This window comes from Streptomyces sp. NPDC093149 (genome assembly GCF_044754145.1).
In the GTDB taxonomy this organism is placed as follows: Bacteria; Actinomycetota; Actinomycetes; order Streptomycetales; family Streptomycetaceae; genus Streptomyces.
The window spans coordinates 553,902-567,874 of the sequence record NZ_JBIVON010000005.1 but is presented as its reverse complement, the minus strand read 5'-3'; the positions used below and the strand labels follow the sequence as shown (position 1 = coordinate 567,874).

The window sequence follows — 13,973 nt, the reverse complement described above, 5'->3', positions numbered from 1 at the left end:
CTGAACGACGGACGGTCGTTGTCACGGCGGAAACCACCGGACGAACGGTCGTCACGACGCTGGAAACCACCACGGTCACCACCGCGGTCGTCACGGCGGTCGCGGCTGAACGACGGACGGTCGTTGTCACGGCGGAAACCACCGGACGAACGGTCGTCACGACGCTGGAAACCACCACGGTCACCACCGCGGTCGTCACGACGGTCGTCACGACGGTCGTGACCGCCGCGGTAGCCGCCGCGGTCGCCGCCACGGCTGTCCCGGCGCTCGAAGTTTCCGCGGTCGTCGCGACGGTCGTCACGGGCGGCGGGCTGCTCCGGCACGGAGACAGCGGCCTCGATCGCGGCCTCCGCCTCGGCGGCGGCCTCGGCCACCGCGGCCTCGGGGTCGTCGCCCCGCTCACGCGCGGCACGGGCGACGAGGCGGTCGGCCTCCTCGCGCAGCTCACCGGCGCGGCGCTGGACGCGCTCCAGCTGCTTGGTCAGGTCGGCGACCTCGCGCTCGGCCTGCTTGGCGGCGTTGTTCGCGGAGTCGGCCTGGACCTCGGTCAGTGAACGGGCGCCGGTGATCTCGGCGACCTCCGGGTCGAACGCGCCCGCGCCGCCCACGATGTGCCGCGAGGCGTCGACGCCCGCGTCCTCCATCAGGCGGAAGATCTGACGGCGCTGGTGCGGCAGCGCCAGCGAGACGACGACACCGGACTTTCCGGCACGGGCGGTACGGCCCGAGCGGTGCAGGTAGTCCTTGTGGTCGCCGGCCGGGTCCACGTTCAGCACCAGGTCGATGCCGTCGACGTGGATACCGCGGGCGGCGACGTCGGTCGCGACGAGCGCGTTGACGTAACCGTCCTTGAAGTCCGCGAGCACCCGGGTACGGGCGCCCTGCGTCATGCCGCCGTGCAGCGCGTCCGCCTTGACGCCCGCCTCGACGAGCTGCTCGGCGATGCGGTCGGCGCCCAGCTGGGTGCGGACGAAGATGATGGTGCGGCCCTTGCGGGCGGCGATGGCGGAGGTGACCGGCGCCTTGTCCTTCGGCTTCACGACGAGAACGTGGTGCGTCATGGTCGTGACGTTGCCCTGGGCGCTGTCGACCTCGTGGCTCACCGGGTTGTTCAGGTAGCGCTTGACCAGCGTGCCGATCTCGTTCTCCATCGTGGCGGAGAAGAGCATGCGCTGGCCGCCGACCGGAACCTGGTCGAGCAGCTCGGTGACCTCGGGCAGGAAGCCCAGGTCGGACATCTGGTCGGCCTCGTCGAGGACCGCGACCTGGACGTTCTCCAGGGAGCAGGCGCCCCGGTTGATGATGTCGCGCAGTCGGCCCGGGGTGGCGACGAGGATGTCGACACCGCGCTCCAGCGCGTAGATCTGGTTGCCCATCGACGTACCGCCGCAGACGACCTTCATCTTCAGGCCGAGCACGTCGCCGTACGGCTGCAGCGCGTCCGCGACCTGCATCGCGAGCTCACGGGTCGGGGTGAGGATGACCGCGCGGGGCTTCTTCTTCTCGGTGTGCCCGCCGGCCAGCGAGGCCAGGGTCGGCAGACCGAAGGAGAGGGTCTTGCCGGAGCCGGTACGGCCGCGGCCCAGGATGTCCTTGCCGGCCAGGGCGTCCGGGATGGTCGCCGCCTGGATCGGGAAGGGCTCGGTCACACCGTTCTGCGCGAGCTTGCGGACGATGCCCTCGGGCAGGCCCAGGTCGGCGAAGGTGACGGTCGGCTCGGCGTCCGCGTCGGCCAGGGGGGCGTCGGCCTCGACGGAGTCGGCGGCCTCGGCGACGACGGCCTGCGCGGCCTCGATGAGCTCGTCGTTCTCGACGCTCTCGGGCATGACGGTGTGGTCAGAACTGGAAATTGACATGCGAAATGCGAAACCTTCCGGAGTCTCGGCACGCGCCCGTAACTCCGTGATTCGCAATTTCGACCGCCTCAATGCGGTCCAGCCACGGCAAGGGAGAGTACGCGCCACACGGCGCGCTTCTGTTTCGGCGCCGGGCAATGGGATCAAACGATCTACCACCATACGCACTCCCCCCCACATCGCGCAAACCGCCTTCCCCCGGCCCCCTGCTACACCGGGCTGACCTGCGGCGACACATCGGGCGTCCGCAGCGGCCACGGCTCCTCCGACGCACTCATCGCGTCGGTGCGGAGCTGAGCCGCCGAAGAGGCCGACGGCTGCGGCGACGGCTCCGAGGGCTCCGGTTCGGGCTCCGGGGAGGAGGGCGGCTCGGGCGTGGCCGGCGGCGACGGCGGCGGGGACTCGGGCTGCTGCGACGCTCCCGGTCCCGGCCGGGAGACCGAGGGCGACGGCAGCCCGCCCGCCGGCGGTCCCGGATCACCGCGGTCGTCCGGCTCCGCGCCGGGTCGGACGCCGCCGGGCGAACCCGAGGGGCCGGCGGAGCCGCGCGGTTCCGGCGATTCGGCCGCCTCCCGTTCGGAGTGCGCCTCGGCACGGCCGCCACCGGTACGGGCGCGACCCGTGCCCGCCACGGTGCCGCCGTCCGGCGCGGCCACGCTCCCCTTCGGCTCGGACGTCGGCGACGGCGCCGGTTTCCCGTCGTCGTCGCCGACGCTCATGCAGCCTGTGGACGCGGCGACCGTCACGGCGACGACGGCCGCCCATCGGACGGGAGCGGAGAACTGGCGCACGGGAGGCACCTCCGGGGTACGAAGAGCGAGCGGACGGTACGGGGAGCGGGGGGCGCCCTGCCCAACTCCCGCCGCCCCGCCGGGGACACGCCCCGCGTCCGGCCCGCACACCTCCCGCACGCCTTCCGCACCCCACCCGTACGGCGCTCGCACGCTCATCCGTAGCCGAGCGCGTGCAGCCTCTCGTCATCGATGCCGAAGTGATGGGCGATCTCATGGACGACCGTGATCTCGGTCTCGGCGACGACGTCCTCGCGCGACTCGCACATCCGCAGTGTCGGCCCGCGGTAGATGGTGATCCGGTCCGGCAGCACCCCCGCGTACCACTCGCCGCGGTCGGTCAGCGGTGTGCCCTCGTACAGCCCGAGCAGTTCCGGATCACCCGGATCCGGCTCGTCCTCGACGAATACCGCGACGTTGTCCATCAGCCGTGTCAGCTCCGGCGGAATCCGGTCCAGCGCCTCGGCGACCAGTTCTTCGAACTCTTCGCGCGTCATCTCCAGCACGCCGCCATTGTCCCGTACGGCCGCTCGACACGCCCCGGGCCGGACCACGGCACGGATGTACGGGGCCGCGGGTGGGCCCGGCGGGGGCCCGTCCGGCCGCCTTCCCGCCCCTTCCCGCTGCCTCGCCGTAAACCGTTTTGGCGATAGCTGCCGCCATCCCATATGCTTCTCACGTCCCCGACGCGCTGGAAAGCGCGCAGGTGGGCCCTTAGCCCTCATCGTCTAGTGGCCCAGGACGCCGCCCTTTCAAGGCGGTAGCACGGGTTCGAATCCCGTTGGGGGCACGGTTTAACGTGTGCGAGACTTGTCTCGCACATCGCTTGGTCCTGTGGAGCAGTTTGGAGTGCTCGCCACCCTGTCAAGGTGGAGGCCGCGGGTTCAAATCCCGTCAGGACCGCTGCAGCCTTTATGAGCTGCGTGGCTGGGTAGCTCAGTTGGTACGAGCGATCGCCTGAAAAGCGATAGGTCGCCGGTTCGATCCCGGCCCCAGCCACCACCCGAAGGCCCCGTCCGGTGGACGGGGCCTTCGTCGTGTCAGGCCTCTTCCCGGTCCGCCGAGTTCACACCCCGGCCACGCCACGCCCGTACGGCCAGAATCAGCAGCACCACCGCGACCACGGCCACCAGCGCCATGGCGTCCGGCACGTGCTCACCGATGCGCTGGGCCCACTGCTCGACGGCGAACGAATCGTCGACGTCCAGCAGCCCGGGGAGCGCGGTCGTCCCGTCGTACACGAGGAACAGCACGCCGAGGCCGATGAAGAACAGCCCCGACAGCAGCGTCGTGGTGTGCAGCTCGAAGCGGCCGATCCGGAAGGTGCGACCGCGCAGCCAGACCCGGCGGCCCAGGTCGAAGCGTTCCCAGAGCAGGGCGAGCAGAAAGAGCGGTACCGCCATGCCCAGGGCGTAGACGGCGAGCAGCAGTCCGCCGTAGACCGGGCTGCCGCTGACCGCCGCCACGGTGAGGACGCTGCCCAGGATCGGCCCCGCGCAGAAACCGGCCAGTCCGTATACGGCGCCCAGCGCGTAGACCGACAGGGCGGTGGTCGGACGGATCCGACCGCTGAGGGCGGCGATCCGGCGCGAGGCGAAGCCCAGACCCACGATCTGTGCGATGCCGAGCACGATGATCAGCCACCCGGCGCCGAGCACGAGCGCGTCGCGGTGGCTGTAGAAGAGCCGTCCGGCGTACGAGCCCGCGGCGCCGAGCGGCACCAGGGTGGTGGCGAGACCCGCGTAGAAGATTCCGGTACGGGCCAGCAGCCGCGAGGTGGAGTCGATGGAGTAGGCGAAGAAGGCGGGCAGCAGCAGCGCACTGCACGGGCTGACCAGGGCGAGCAGCCCGCCGAGGAAGGCCGCGAAGTAGCCGATGTCGGCCGTCATTTCGCGCCGCCCTCGGCGCCCCGGCCGTTCTTTCCGCTCTTGGCGTTCTCGGTGTCGTGGGCCTTCTCGGCCGCCGCGTCGATGACCTGGGTGAAGGTCTCCATCGACTGGGCGCCGGCGATCGGGCGGCCGTTGATCAGGAACGACGGGGTGGAGGTCGCGCCGATGCCGTACCCCTGTTCCTGGTCCTTGCCCACCGCTTCGGCGGCGGCGGAGCTGTCCGCGTCGCGCGCGAACCGGTCCAGGTCCGCGACCCCGGCCTGCTGGGCGAGCGCCCTCAGCCGGTCCTTTCCGAACCCCTTCTCCTTGACCCCCTCGGCGTACGCGGCGCGGTGGAACTGCCAGAAGCGGCCCTGCTGCCCGGCGGCCCAGGCGGCGCGGGCGGCTGCCTCGGACTCGGCGCCGAAGATCGGGAAGTTGCGCCACTCGATGCGCAGGGTGCCGTTCTCGACGTACTTCTTCACCAGGGCGGGTTCGGTGTCGCGGGCGAATTTGCCGCAGTAACCGCACTTGAAGTCGGCGTACTCGATGAGGACGACGGGCGCGTCCACCCGTCCCTGCGCGAGCTTGTCACCGGCGTCGCGCCGGGCGAGCTTCGCCAGCTCCGGATAGACGCCGGCGTCCGGTTCCGAGGTGACATCGGCGACCGAGGAGGAAGAGGAGGAACCGGAGTGGTCGGGGGCGGTGGCCCGGTAGGAGACGAAGCCGAGCGCCGCGGCGGCGAGGACGACTCCGGCACCGTAGATCAGCGGCTTCTTGGACGCCGGCGTACGTGAGGACTTGGGCTTGGGCATGCGGGACTCCGTGCTGGTGATACGAGAGGGAAGAGGGACGGCCGGGGGGAAACGGCCTTCTACACCCTCAGCACGGAGAGCTCGACGGGAGTGGGCGCGGCGGGAGCGGGGCCGCGCAGCCTTATCCGAACGGGCGGGCCGACCGGCCCCTCCCCGGTGGCGGCGGGCAGGCCCCACTCGGCGAGTCCGGGCGCCTGGTCGTGCGCCGCACGGGCGCGGCCGGGCAGGGCGGGCTCGCCGTCCTCGCGCTTCCTGCTCTTGCCGCACCCCGGCACCTGGTGCCCGTCCACGGCCGACACGACGGCCGTACCGGCGAACGCGGCGTCCGCGCCGGGGTCCGCCGCAGCGGCGTGCGGGCCGGGACGCGCCGCGGAGGCCGCCTTTGCGGTGTCGGCCCCGGCAGCCGCGACCACCGGGGCGAAGGCGCGTCCGCCGTCGCCCGGCGCGGCCTTCCCCGGCCCGCAGAACAGCCCCAGCGCGACCGCGAGCACCGCCAGCAGGCAGCACCACTGCGTACGGGACACGGCGACCGGCCTTTCCGGACTGGGGCATCGGGCAACGGGTGGTCAGCTGCCCGAAATGGTACGTGCTGTGATCCCGCGCCTCCGCGCAGTGCCGAGGTGGTGACCGGGACCGCACGAAATACGTTCGCCGTTCTTCGGGCCCGGGTGAGATCCTGGGACCCGTATGTCTACTTCCTTCGCTGATCTCCAGAACCGGTTCGAACAGCTCTCGCTCCGCGATGCGCACCGGCTCGGCCGCCGTCTCGAAGGGGCGCGCCGCATCCGCAAGCCCGAGGCCCGGCAGTCCGTGCTGGACGAGATCGCCGCCGAGGCCGGAAAGGCAGCCGAGCGGCTCGCGCTGCGTGCCGGGCGGCTGCCCGCCGTCTCCTACCCGGAACAGCTCCCGGTCAGTCAGAAGAAGGACGAGATCCTGGAGGCGATACGCGACCACCAGGTCGTGATCGTCGCCGGGGAGACCGGCTCCGGCAAGACCACGCAGATCCCGAAGATCTGCATGGAGCTGGGGCGCGGTGTCCGGGGCATGATCGGGCACACCCAGCCGCGCCGGATCGCGGCCCGTACGGTCGCCGAGCGCGTCGCCGACGAGCTGAAGACCCCGCTGGGCGAGGCGGTCGGCTGGAAGGTCCGCTTCACCGACCAGGTGAACCCCGACGCGACGTTCGTCAAGCTGATGACGGACGGCATCCTGCTCGCCGAGATCCAGACGGACCGCGAGCTGCGCGCGTACGACACGATCATCATCGACGAGGCCCACGAGCGGTCGCTGAACATCGACTTCCTGCTCGGCTACCTGGCCAGGCTGCTGCCCAGGCGCCCGGATCTCAAGGTCGTCATCACGTCGGCGACGATCGACCCCGAGCGGTTCGCACGCCACTTCGGCGAGGCGCCGATCGTCGAGGTCAGCGGACGTACGTACCCGGTGGAGGTGCGGTACCGCCCCCTCCTGGAGGAGGAGGGCGACGACGCCGACCGGGACCAGATCACCGCGATCTGCGACGCCGTCGACGAGCTCCAGTCGGAGGGGCCGGGCGATGTCCTGGTCTTCCTCTCCGGCGAGCGCGAGATCCGTGACACCGCGGACGCGCTGAACAAGAAGAACCTCCGCCACACCGAGGTGCTCCCGCTCTACGCCCGTCTCTCGCACGCCGAGCAGCACCGTGTCTTCCAGCGCCATACGGGGCGCAGGATCGTGCTGGCGACCAACGTCGCCGAGACCTCGCTGACCGTCCCCGGCATCAAGTACGTGATCGACCCGGGCAACGCCCGGATCTCCCGCTACAGCCACCGCACCAAGGTCCAGCGGCTGCCGATCGAGCGGATCTCACAGGCCAGCGCCAACCAGCGCAAGGGCCGCTGCGGCCGTACCTCGGACGGCATCTGCATCCGGCTGTACTCCGAGGACGACTTCCTGACCCGTCCGGAGTTCACCGACCCCGAGATCCTGCGCACGAATCTCGCCTCCGTCATCCTGCAGATGACCGCGGCCGGCCTCGGCGACATCGAGAAGTTCCCCTTCATCGACCCGCCGGACCACCGCAACATCCGCGACGGCATCCAGCTCCTCCAGGAGCTCGGCGCGCTGGATCCGGACGAGAAGGATCCGAAGAAGAGGCTCACCCAGCTCGGCCGGAAGCTCTCCCAGCTGCCCGTCGACCCGCGGCTGGCCCGGATGGTCATCGAGGCCGAGCGCAACGGCTGTGTCCGCGAGGTCATGGTGATCGCCGCGGCACTCTCCATCCAGGACCCGCGCGAGCGGCCCTCGGACAAGCAGACCCAGGCCGATCAGCAGCACGCCCGCTTCAAGGACGAGGCCTCCGACTTCCTGGCGTTCCTGAATCTGTGGCGGTACATCCGTGAGCAGCAGAAGGAGCGCGGCTCGTCCAGCTTCCGCCGGATGTGCAAGCAGGAGTACCTGAATTTCCTGCGCATCCGCGAATGGCAGGACATCTACGCGCAGCTGCGCACGGTCGCCAAGCAGATGGGTATGAAGGTCGAGGAGCCCTCGGCGGACACGGCCGCGCCGGAGCAGTCGGTGCACACCTCGTTGCTGTCCGGGCTGCTCTCGCACATCGGTCTGAAGGACACCGAGAAGAACGAGTACCTGGGTGCCCGCAGCGCCAAGTTCGCGATCTTCCCCGGGTCGGCGCTCTTCAAGAAGCAGCCGCGGTTCGTGATGTCGGCGGAGCTGGTCGAGACGTCCCGGCTGTGGGCGCGGGTCAACGCCAAGGTCGAGCCGGAGTGGATCGAGCCGCTGGCCCAGCATCTGCTGAAGCGCACCTACAGCGAGCCGCACTGGGAGAAGGACCAGGCCGCGGTGATGGCCTATGAGCGGGTCACGCTGTACGGGGTACCGATCGTCGCCCAGCGCAAGATCAATTTCGGCCGTATCGACGCGGAGACGTCCCGGGACCTGTTCATCCGCAACGCCCTGGTCGAAGGCGACTGGCGGACGCACCACCAGTTCTTCCACGACAACCGCAAACTCCTCGGCGAAGTCGAGGAACTGGAGCACCGCGCCCGGCGCCGCGACATCCTCGTGGACGACGAGACGCTCTTCGACTTCTACGACCGGCGCATCCCCGAGCACGTGGTCTCCGGCGCCCACTTCGACTCCTGGTGGAAGCACAAGCGCCGGGACGAGCCGGACGCGCTGGACTTCGAGCGCTCGATGCTCATCAACGAGAAGGCCGGGGCCGTCACCAAGGACGACTACCCCGACTCCTGGCGGCAGGGGAAGCTCAAGTTCCGGGTGACGTACCAGTTCGAGCCCGGCGCCGACGCCGACGGTGTGACCGTCCATGTCCCGCTCCAGGTGCTCAACCAGGTCACCCCCGAGGGCTTCGACTGGCAGATCCCGGGGCTGCGCGAGGAAGTGGTCACCGAGCTGATCCGCTCGCTGCCCAAACCGATCCGCCGGCACTACGTGCCCGCGCCGAACTACGCGGACAAGTTCCTCGACCGGGCCGTACCGCTCCAGGAGCCGCTGCCGGTCACGCTGGCGCGGGAGCTCCAGCGGATGGTCGGTGTCCCGGTCACGGCCGACGACTTCGACCTGACCCGGGTCCCCGACCACCTGAAGATCACTTTCCGGATCGTCGACGAGCGGCGCCGCAAGGTGGCCGAGGACAAGGACCTGGAGGCACTGAAGCTCCAGCTGCGTCCCAAGGCCCGTCAGGCCCTCTCCAAGGCCGCCGCGGCCACCGCGGGGCCCTCGGGCGAGTCCATCGAGCGCTCGGGCCTCACGGACTGGACGATCGGGACGCTGAACCGGGTCTTCGAGACCCGCCGGGCCGGCCAGCCGGTCAAGGCGTACCCGGCCCTCGTCGACCAGGGCGCCACGGTCGCCGTCCGGCTCTTCGACACCGAGGCCGAGCAGCAGCAGGCGATGTGGCTCGGCACCCGGAAGCTGATCCTGCTGAACATCCCGGTGAACCCGGCGAAGTTCGCCTCGGACAAGCTGACGAACCAGCAGAAGCTGGCCCTGTCCCGCAATCCGCACGGCTCCATCCAGGCGCTCTTCGAGGACTGCGCGACGGCGGCCGCCGACCGGCTGATCGGCGCGCACGGGGGCCCCGCCTGGGACGAGGAGTCGTTCCGCAAGCTGTTCGACAAGGTGCGCGCCGACCTCGTCGCGCTGACCGAGCACACGGTCAAGCAGGTGCAGCAGGTGCTGGCCGCCTGGCAGGCCTGCGAGCGCCGCCTGAAGGCCACCAACAGCCTCGTCCTGGTCAACAACGTCACCGACGCACGGGACCAGCTCGCGGCCCTGGTGCCGCCGGGCTTCGTCACCTCGACCGGGCTGCGCAGGCTGCCCGACCTGATGCGCTACCTGGTCGCCGTGGACCGCCGGCTCCAGCAGATGCCGACGGCCGTCCAGCGCGACACCACGCGCATGGAGAAGGTCCACGAGATGCAGGACGAGTACGCCTGGCTGCTCGAACAGATGCCACGGGGCAGGCCCGTTCCGCAGGAGGTCCTGGACATCCGCTGGATGATCGAGGAGCTCCGGGTCAGCTATTTCGCGCATGCCCTGGGGACGGCCTATCCCGTCTCCGACAAGCGGATCGTGAAGGCGATCGACGCGGCGGCACCGTGAGACGGACGGGATCGGCACCGTGACGGAACCACCACCTTGGGTGAGGTCGACCGGACCCTCTGACCTGCTGTACAGTCTGTCTTCGCAGCCAGCCGCAAGGCAGCAGCGAAAACCTGGTCCTGTGGAGCAGTTTGGAGTGCTCGCCACCCTGTCAAGGTGGAGGCCGCGGGTTCAAATCCCGTCAGGACCGCAGTAACGAAAGCCCGGATCCCCTGGATCCGGGCTTTCGCGCGTCTTGACTCCGGCAACTGCCGACGAGTAGTCAGACAGCAGGAGCCGCTCCTGTTCCTCGGCGCGGGGCGGCGGTCCGCCGGGAGGTGGCACGCATGACGACGGCCCACCGGGAGGTGGCGCACACGGCGGCGCTCGTCGGACGCGGAACCGACACGCTCCCGCACGCCCGTCCGACCGCCGCATCCGGCTTCCGCCGACCCACTCGCCACCCACCCGCCGGCCACCGGCCCCCAGGGCCCGCCATCGAGCCCGTGACGGCCTCCGGAGCCGCTCCCCCGCCCGAAACCGCCGACCGCGCCCACAGGGCGCCGGAAGGGGCCCGTGAGGCCCGGGACGAAAGTCCCCCGCCCGGGTGACCAATGGCGAGCCGTCCCGCTCCACGAAGGTGGCAGGCTCATACCTGGCAAGACTCATGCGATGTGACGGGAGTCACTGAACGAGTTTTGAGAAGGGGTGACCTTACGCCCTTCCTACAACTGGCGAATTTAATATGTGCAATTGCACCACCTGGACGGGAGTCGCACGGGACCTTCCGAACCGTCACGGCCCGGCTTCCCCGGGACGGTCGGGAACAGTCCCGCACAGACCCGCGCAAGCCCGCACGCCACTGCGTCCGGAGCCAACCGGACGCCCGGTTTCCCGAGGCGTCGAAGTCGTTGCGGGCGGCACGCGCGGGAAGCCTCCCCGGGGGGTGCGAGAGCACAAAAAAAGATCGCGCTGGACCCGGCGGAGTCCAGCGCGATCGAATGACGTGCCCGTATGACACAGGTATGGCGCCCGTTGGGGCGGACGCCCGTCATGTGGAGCTATGGGTGGGCCTGTACGGGTAGGGGGACCCGGAAGCCCTGTTGTGGCGCGGCGACAGGGGTGTGTCAGGCCTCGCTGCGCTGCTGCGGAATACCCGCAAGCAGTGCGCGGACCTCTGCCTCGCGGTACCGGCGGTGTCCACCGAGCGTGCGGATGGACGTGAGCTTGCCGGCCTTGGCCCACCGGGTAACCGTCTTCGGGTCCACGCGGAACATCGTGGCGACCTCAGCCGGGGTCAGCAGCGGCTCGGCATCAGGGGTGCGAGCGGTCATGAGCGGCCTCCTCGGGAGAACCGAACCATCTCGGTTCTTTCCTCTAAATTCTGCACCTTGACCCGCGTTGCCCGAAATGGCGGACGCGGGCCGAGTCGGTTATAGGACGAACGGCTTGTCCTCGGCACTACAACTACACCATCCGTCCAGCCACGTCGGCCAAACCGATGGAATTGCCCTCCCAGGTGTTCATCAGCGACGGAAGCCGATGGACCATGCCATAGCGGACAGTCACACCACCGTGACGATCAGTCACAGAGCGATCAGGAGTCACCAGACCCCCCATAGCGTGCAATGCTGAGCAATCCGCCCCTAGTTGGACGGATGGAGCCCTCCCCGGACTCCTTGTCCTATTTTGGCACGAGGAGTAGGGAAGGACGCAAGGGCCCAGTTAGTGCTATCCATCACGCTTGAGGCAAAGGCCCGGTTCGGGACGTAGGTCCTTAAGGCCACTGCGGTACGCTTCCGCCTCTTCGTCCTCACGCGTCACACAGGACACCGGGGTGGACCCGGACGGGAGCCCCTCAGTTGGCGAACTGACGGTCCCTCACCGCCCGCCAGCGCTCCGCCAGCCGTCCGTACGCCTCACTCGCCCCTTCGGTGTCGCCGGCCCGCAGCGCCGCGACGCCCTCGGCCACATCGGCGGCCGAGCGGTCCGCGGCGAGCTGCTCCGCCGGCAGCGCGTGCACCAGCCCCGCGTAGTCCAGCTCGACCAGTGCCCGCGGGTGGAACTCCTCCAGCCAGCGCCCCACGTCCACGAGCCCCTCGGTCAGCGGGCCCTCGTCCACGGTCTCGCGCAGCGTCTTCAGCGTCCGGGCCAGCCGGCGCCGGGCCTCGACCATCGGCGTCCGGTAGCGCAGCACGGGCGGCTCACCGCCCTCGCCCGCCTTCGTGTACTCCCTCTCCCCGTCCGAGAAGAGCACGAACCAGCGCACCGGGACCTGCCACACCGAGCTGAGGATCCAGGGCCTGGCGTCCGGATTGCGCTCCGCCCACCGCTCGTGGTCCGCGACCGCCTGCCCCCGCACCACCGGCGGCAGCACCGCGTCGAGCACCGGCCCGGGGAACATCTCCGTCAGCTCGCCCAGCGCCAGCCAGCCGCGCAGCCTGGTCCGCCACGGGCAGACGCACACCACGCCGTCCACCTCGGCGACGAACGCGTCCGCGCTCTCGTGCACCGGCACACCGACCGGCGGTGTGGCCACCAAGGCGGCCAGCGAACGACGCAGTTCGTCCTGGGCCGTGGGGATGCGGGAGCGGCCCGCGTAGCGGGCCCAGTGGGAGCGTTCGGGCTCCGGGAAGGCTGCCAGCGGCTCGTACACCCGGAGGTAGGACGCGTAAGGGACGAGCACTGAAGACACCACCGACATGCAGCAAATCGTGTCATGCCCGTACTCCGCCAGGGGGTGATCCTCGGCACTGCAACAGATCTACCTCCGCGTAGGACTTACGCTCTTGCCCTAGTCGGACCGGCCGTGCCGGCCGGTCCACGGCCCTCCCCACCTTCAGGAGGGTCTCCCGCCGCTTCGTACTTGGGAGTCACCACAGTGACCGATGTGACCGGCGCGCCTGGCGATGTACTGCACACCCTGTTCCGCTCGGATCAGGGGGGCCACGAGCAGGTCGTGCTCTGCCAGGACCGTGCCAGCGGCCTCAAGGCCGTCATCGCCATCCACTCCACCGCCCTGGGCCCGGCCCTCGGCGGCACCCGCTTCTATCCGTACGCCTCCGAGGAGGAGGCCGTCGCGGACGCGCTGAACCTGTCGCGCGGTATGTCGTACAAGAACGCCATGGCCGGTCTCGACCACGGCGGCGGCAAGGCCGTGATCATCGGGGACTCCGCGCAGATCCAGGGCCCCCAGCGGACAGCGCTGCTCCTGGCCTACGGCCGGTTCGTGGCCTCGCTCGGCGGCCGCTACGTGACGGCGTGCGACGTCGGCACCTATGTCGCCGACATGGACGTGGTCGCCCGCGAGTGCCGCTGGACCACCGGCCGTTCCCCCGAGAACGGCGGCGCCGGCGACTCCTCGGTCCTCACCGCGTTCGGCGTCTTCCAGGGCATGCGGGCCTCCGCCCAGCACCTCTGGGGCGACCCGACGCTACGTGGCCGAAAAGTGGCGGTCGCCGGCGTCGGCAAGGTGGGTCATCACCTGGTCGAGCACCTGCTCTCGGACGGCGCGGAGGTCGTGATCACGGATGTGCGCGAGGAGTCCGTCCGCCGCATCACCGAGAAGCACCCCCAGATCGCCGTCGCCGCGGACACCGGGTCGCTGATCCGCACCGAGGGCCTCGACATCTACGCCCCGTGCGCGCTCGGCGGCGCGCTGAACGACGACACCGTTCCGGCGCTCACCGCCAAGGTGGTGTGCGGCGCGGCCAACAACCAGCTCGCGCACCCCGGCGTCGAGAAGGACCTCGCGGACCGGGCGATCCTCTACGCACCCGACTACGTGGTGAACGCGGGCGGTGTCATCCAGGTCGCCGACGAGCTGCACGGGTTCGACTTCGACCGGTGCAAGGCGAAGGCCTCGAAGATCTTCGACACCACGCTGGCCATATTCGCACGTGCGAAGGACGACGGCATTCCGCCGGCCGCCGCGGCCGACCGGATCGCCGAGCAGCGGATGGCCGAAGCCCGCCGCGGCTGACGGTCGCGGGGCGTCACCGGACGCCTTCGCCGCGCATGGCCCACCGACCCGCCGACCGGCGA

At 70.2% G+C, this 13,973-nt stretch carries 10 protein-coding genes and 4 tRNA genes; 6 read left to right on the top strand and 8 right to left on the bottom strand.

From position 1 onward, the window contains the following. The 3 genes from ACIQCZ_RS19100 to ACIQCZ_RS19090 all read right to left on the bottom strand — a co-directional run. Positions 1–1,826, bottom strand: a 1,826-nt coding sequence (locus tag ACIQCZ_RS19100) for a DEAD/DEAH box helicase (protein ID WP_402283578.1), incomplete at its 3' end; no start/stop codon positions are given. 239 nt (positions 1,827–2,065) lie between these two features. Next, positions 2,066–2,647, bottom strand: coding sequence for a hypothetical protein (locus ACIQCZ_RS19095; protein WP_402283511.1), 582 nt, complete (start codon positions 2,645–2,647; stop codon positions 2,066–2,068). A 155-nt stretch (positions 2,648–2,802) separates the two neighbouring features. Continuing rightward, on the bottom strand, positions 2,803–3,153 hold the full coding sequence (locus ACIQCZ_RS19090) for a metallopeptidase family protein (RefSeq protein ID WP_030929660.1): 351 nt from the start codon (positions 3,151–3,153) through the stop codon (positions 2,803–2,805). A gap of 211 nt (positions 3,154–3,364) precedes the next feature. Between ACIQCZ_RS19090 and ACIQCZ_RS19085 the strand changes: the two genes are divergently transcribed. The 3 genes from ACIQCZ_RS19085 to ACIQCZ_RS19075 all read left to right on the top strand — a co-directional run bounded on the left by ACIQCZ_RS19085 (position 3,365) and on the right by ACIQCZ_RS19075 (position 3,649). After that, positions 3,365–3,437 (top strand) — tRNA-Glu (locus ACIQCZ_RS19085). Positions 3,438–3,475: 38 nt separating this feature from the next. Then, positions 3,476–3,550: transfer RNA gene (locus tag ACIQCZ_RS19080), tRNA-Asp, on the top strand. Positions 3,551–3,572: 22 nt separating this feature from the next. Next, positions 3,573–3,649: transfer RNA gene (locus tag ACIQCZ_RS19075), tRNA-Phe, on the top strand. Positions 3,650–3,687: 38 nt separating this feature from the next. Here the strand turns inward: ACIQCZ_RS19075 and ACIQCZ_RS19070 are convergent. Genes ACIQCZ_RS19070 through ACIQCZ_RS19060 form a run of 3 tightly spaced genes read right to left on the bottom strand, consistent with a single transcriptional unit; the run spans position 3,688 to position 5,854 of the window. After that, complete coding sequence (locus tag ACIQCZ_RS19070) at positions 3,688–4,536, bottom strand: cytochrome c biogenesis CcdA family protein (protein WP_402283510.1); 849 nt, start codon at positions 4,534–4,536, stop codon at positions 3,688–3,690. After that, entirely contained in the window at positions 4,533–5,330 is a 798-nt protein-coding gene (locus ACIQCZ_RS19065; protein ID WP_402283509.1) for a DsbA family protein, read from the bottom strand. The genes ACIQCZ_RS19070 and ACIQCZ_RS19065 overlap by 4 nt, the downstream gene beginning before the upstream one ends. Before the next feature lie 59 nt (positions 5,331–5,389). Then, positions 5,390–5,854 (bottom strand): hypothetical protein, encoded by a 465-nt coding sequence (locus ACIQCZ_RS19060; RefSeq protein WP_402283508.1) that lies wholly within the window; start codon positions 5,852–5,854, stop codon positions 5,390–5,392. 163 nt (positions 5,855–6,017) lie between these two features. Here ACIQCZ_RS19060 and hrpA point away from each other — a divergent pair, with 163 nt between their 5' ends. Next, complete coding sequence (gene hrpA / locus ACIQCZ_RS19055; protein ID WP_402283507.1) at positions 6,018–9,950, top strand: ATP-dependent RNA helicase HrpA; 3,933 nt, start codon at positions 6,018–6,020, stop codon at positions 9,948–9,950. Positions 9,951–10,065: 115 nt separating this feature from the next. Beyond that, a tRNA-Asp gene (locus tag ACIQCZ_RS19050) sits at positions 10,066–10,140 on the top strand. A 916-nt stretch (positions 10,141–11,056) separates the two neighbouring features. Here ACIQCZ_RS19050 and bldC read toward each other — a convergent pair. Together bldC and ACIQCZ_RS19040 are read right to left on the bottom strand one after the other, a co-directional pair. After that, on the bottom strand, positions 11,057–11,263 hold the full coding sequence (gene bldC, locus ACIQCZ_RS19045) for a developmental transcriptional regulator BldC (RefSeq protein WP_003949541.1): 207 nt from the start codon (positions 11,261–11,263) through the stop codon (positions 11,057–11,059). A gap of 524 nt (positions 11,264–11,787) precedes the next feature. Further along, positions 11,788–12,633, bottom strand: a complete 846-nt coding sequence (locus ACIQCZ_RS19040; RefSeq protein ID WP_402283506.1) for a hypothetical protein — start codon at positions 12,631–12,633, stop codon at positions 11,788–11,790. A gap of 177 nt (positions 12,634–12,810) precedes the next feature. Here ACIQCZ_RS19040 and ACIQCZ_RS19035 point away from each other — a divergent pair, with 177 nt between their 5' ends. After that, positions 12,811–13,911 (top strand): Leu/Phe/Val dehydrogenase, encoded by a 1,101-nt coding sequence (locus tag ACIQCZ_RS19035; RefSeq protein WP_402283505.1) that lies wholly within the window; start codon positions 12,811–12,813, stop codon positions 13,909–13,911. Positions 13,912–13,973: the final 62 nt, after the last annotated feature.

Coding starts and splice junctions, on each gene's coding strand:
- ACIQCZ_RS19070 (WP_402283510.1), bottom strand. CDS start 4,536: ATGACGGCCGACATCGGCTACTTCGCGGCCTTCCTCGGCGGGCTGCTC.
- ACIQCZ_RS19065 (WP_402283509.1), bottom strand. CDS start 5,330: ATGCCCAAGCCCAAGTCCTCACGTACGCCGGCGTCCAAGAAGCCGCTG.
- hrpA (WP_402283507.1), top strand. CDS start 6,018: ATGTCTACTTCCTTCGCTGATCTCCAGAACCGGTTCGAACAGCTCTCG.
- bldC (WP_003949541.1), bottom strand. CDS start 11,263: ATGACCGCTCGCACCCCTGATGCCGAGCCGCTGCTGACCCCGGCTGAG.
- ACIQCZ_RS19040 (WP_402283506.1), bottom strand. CDS start 12,633: ATGTCGGTGGTGTCTTCAGTGCTCGTCCCTTACGCGTCCTACCTCCGG.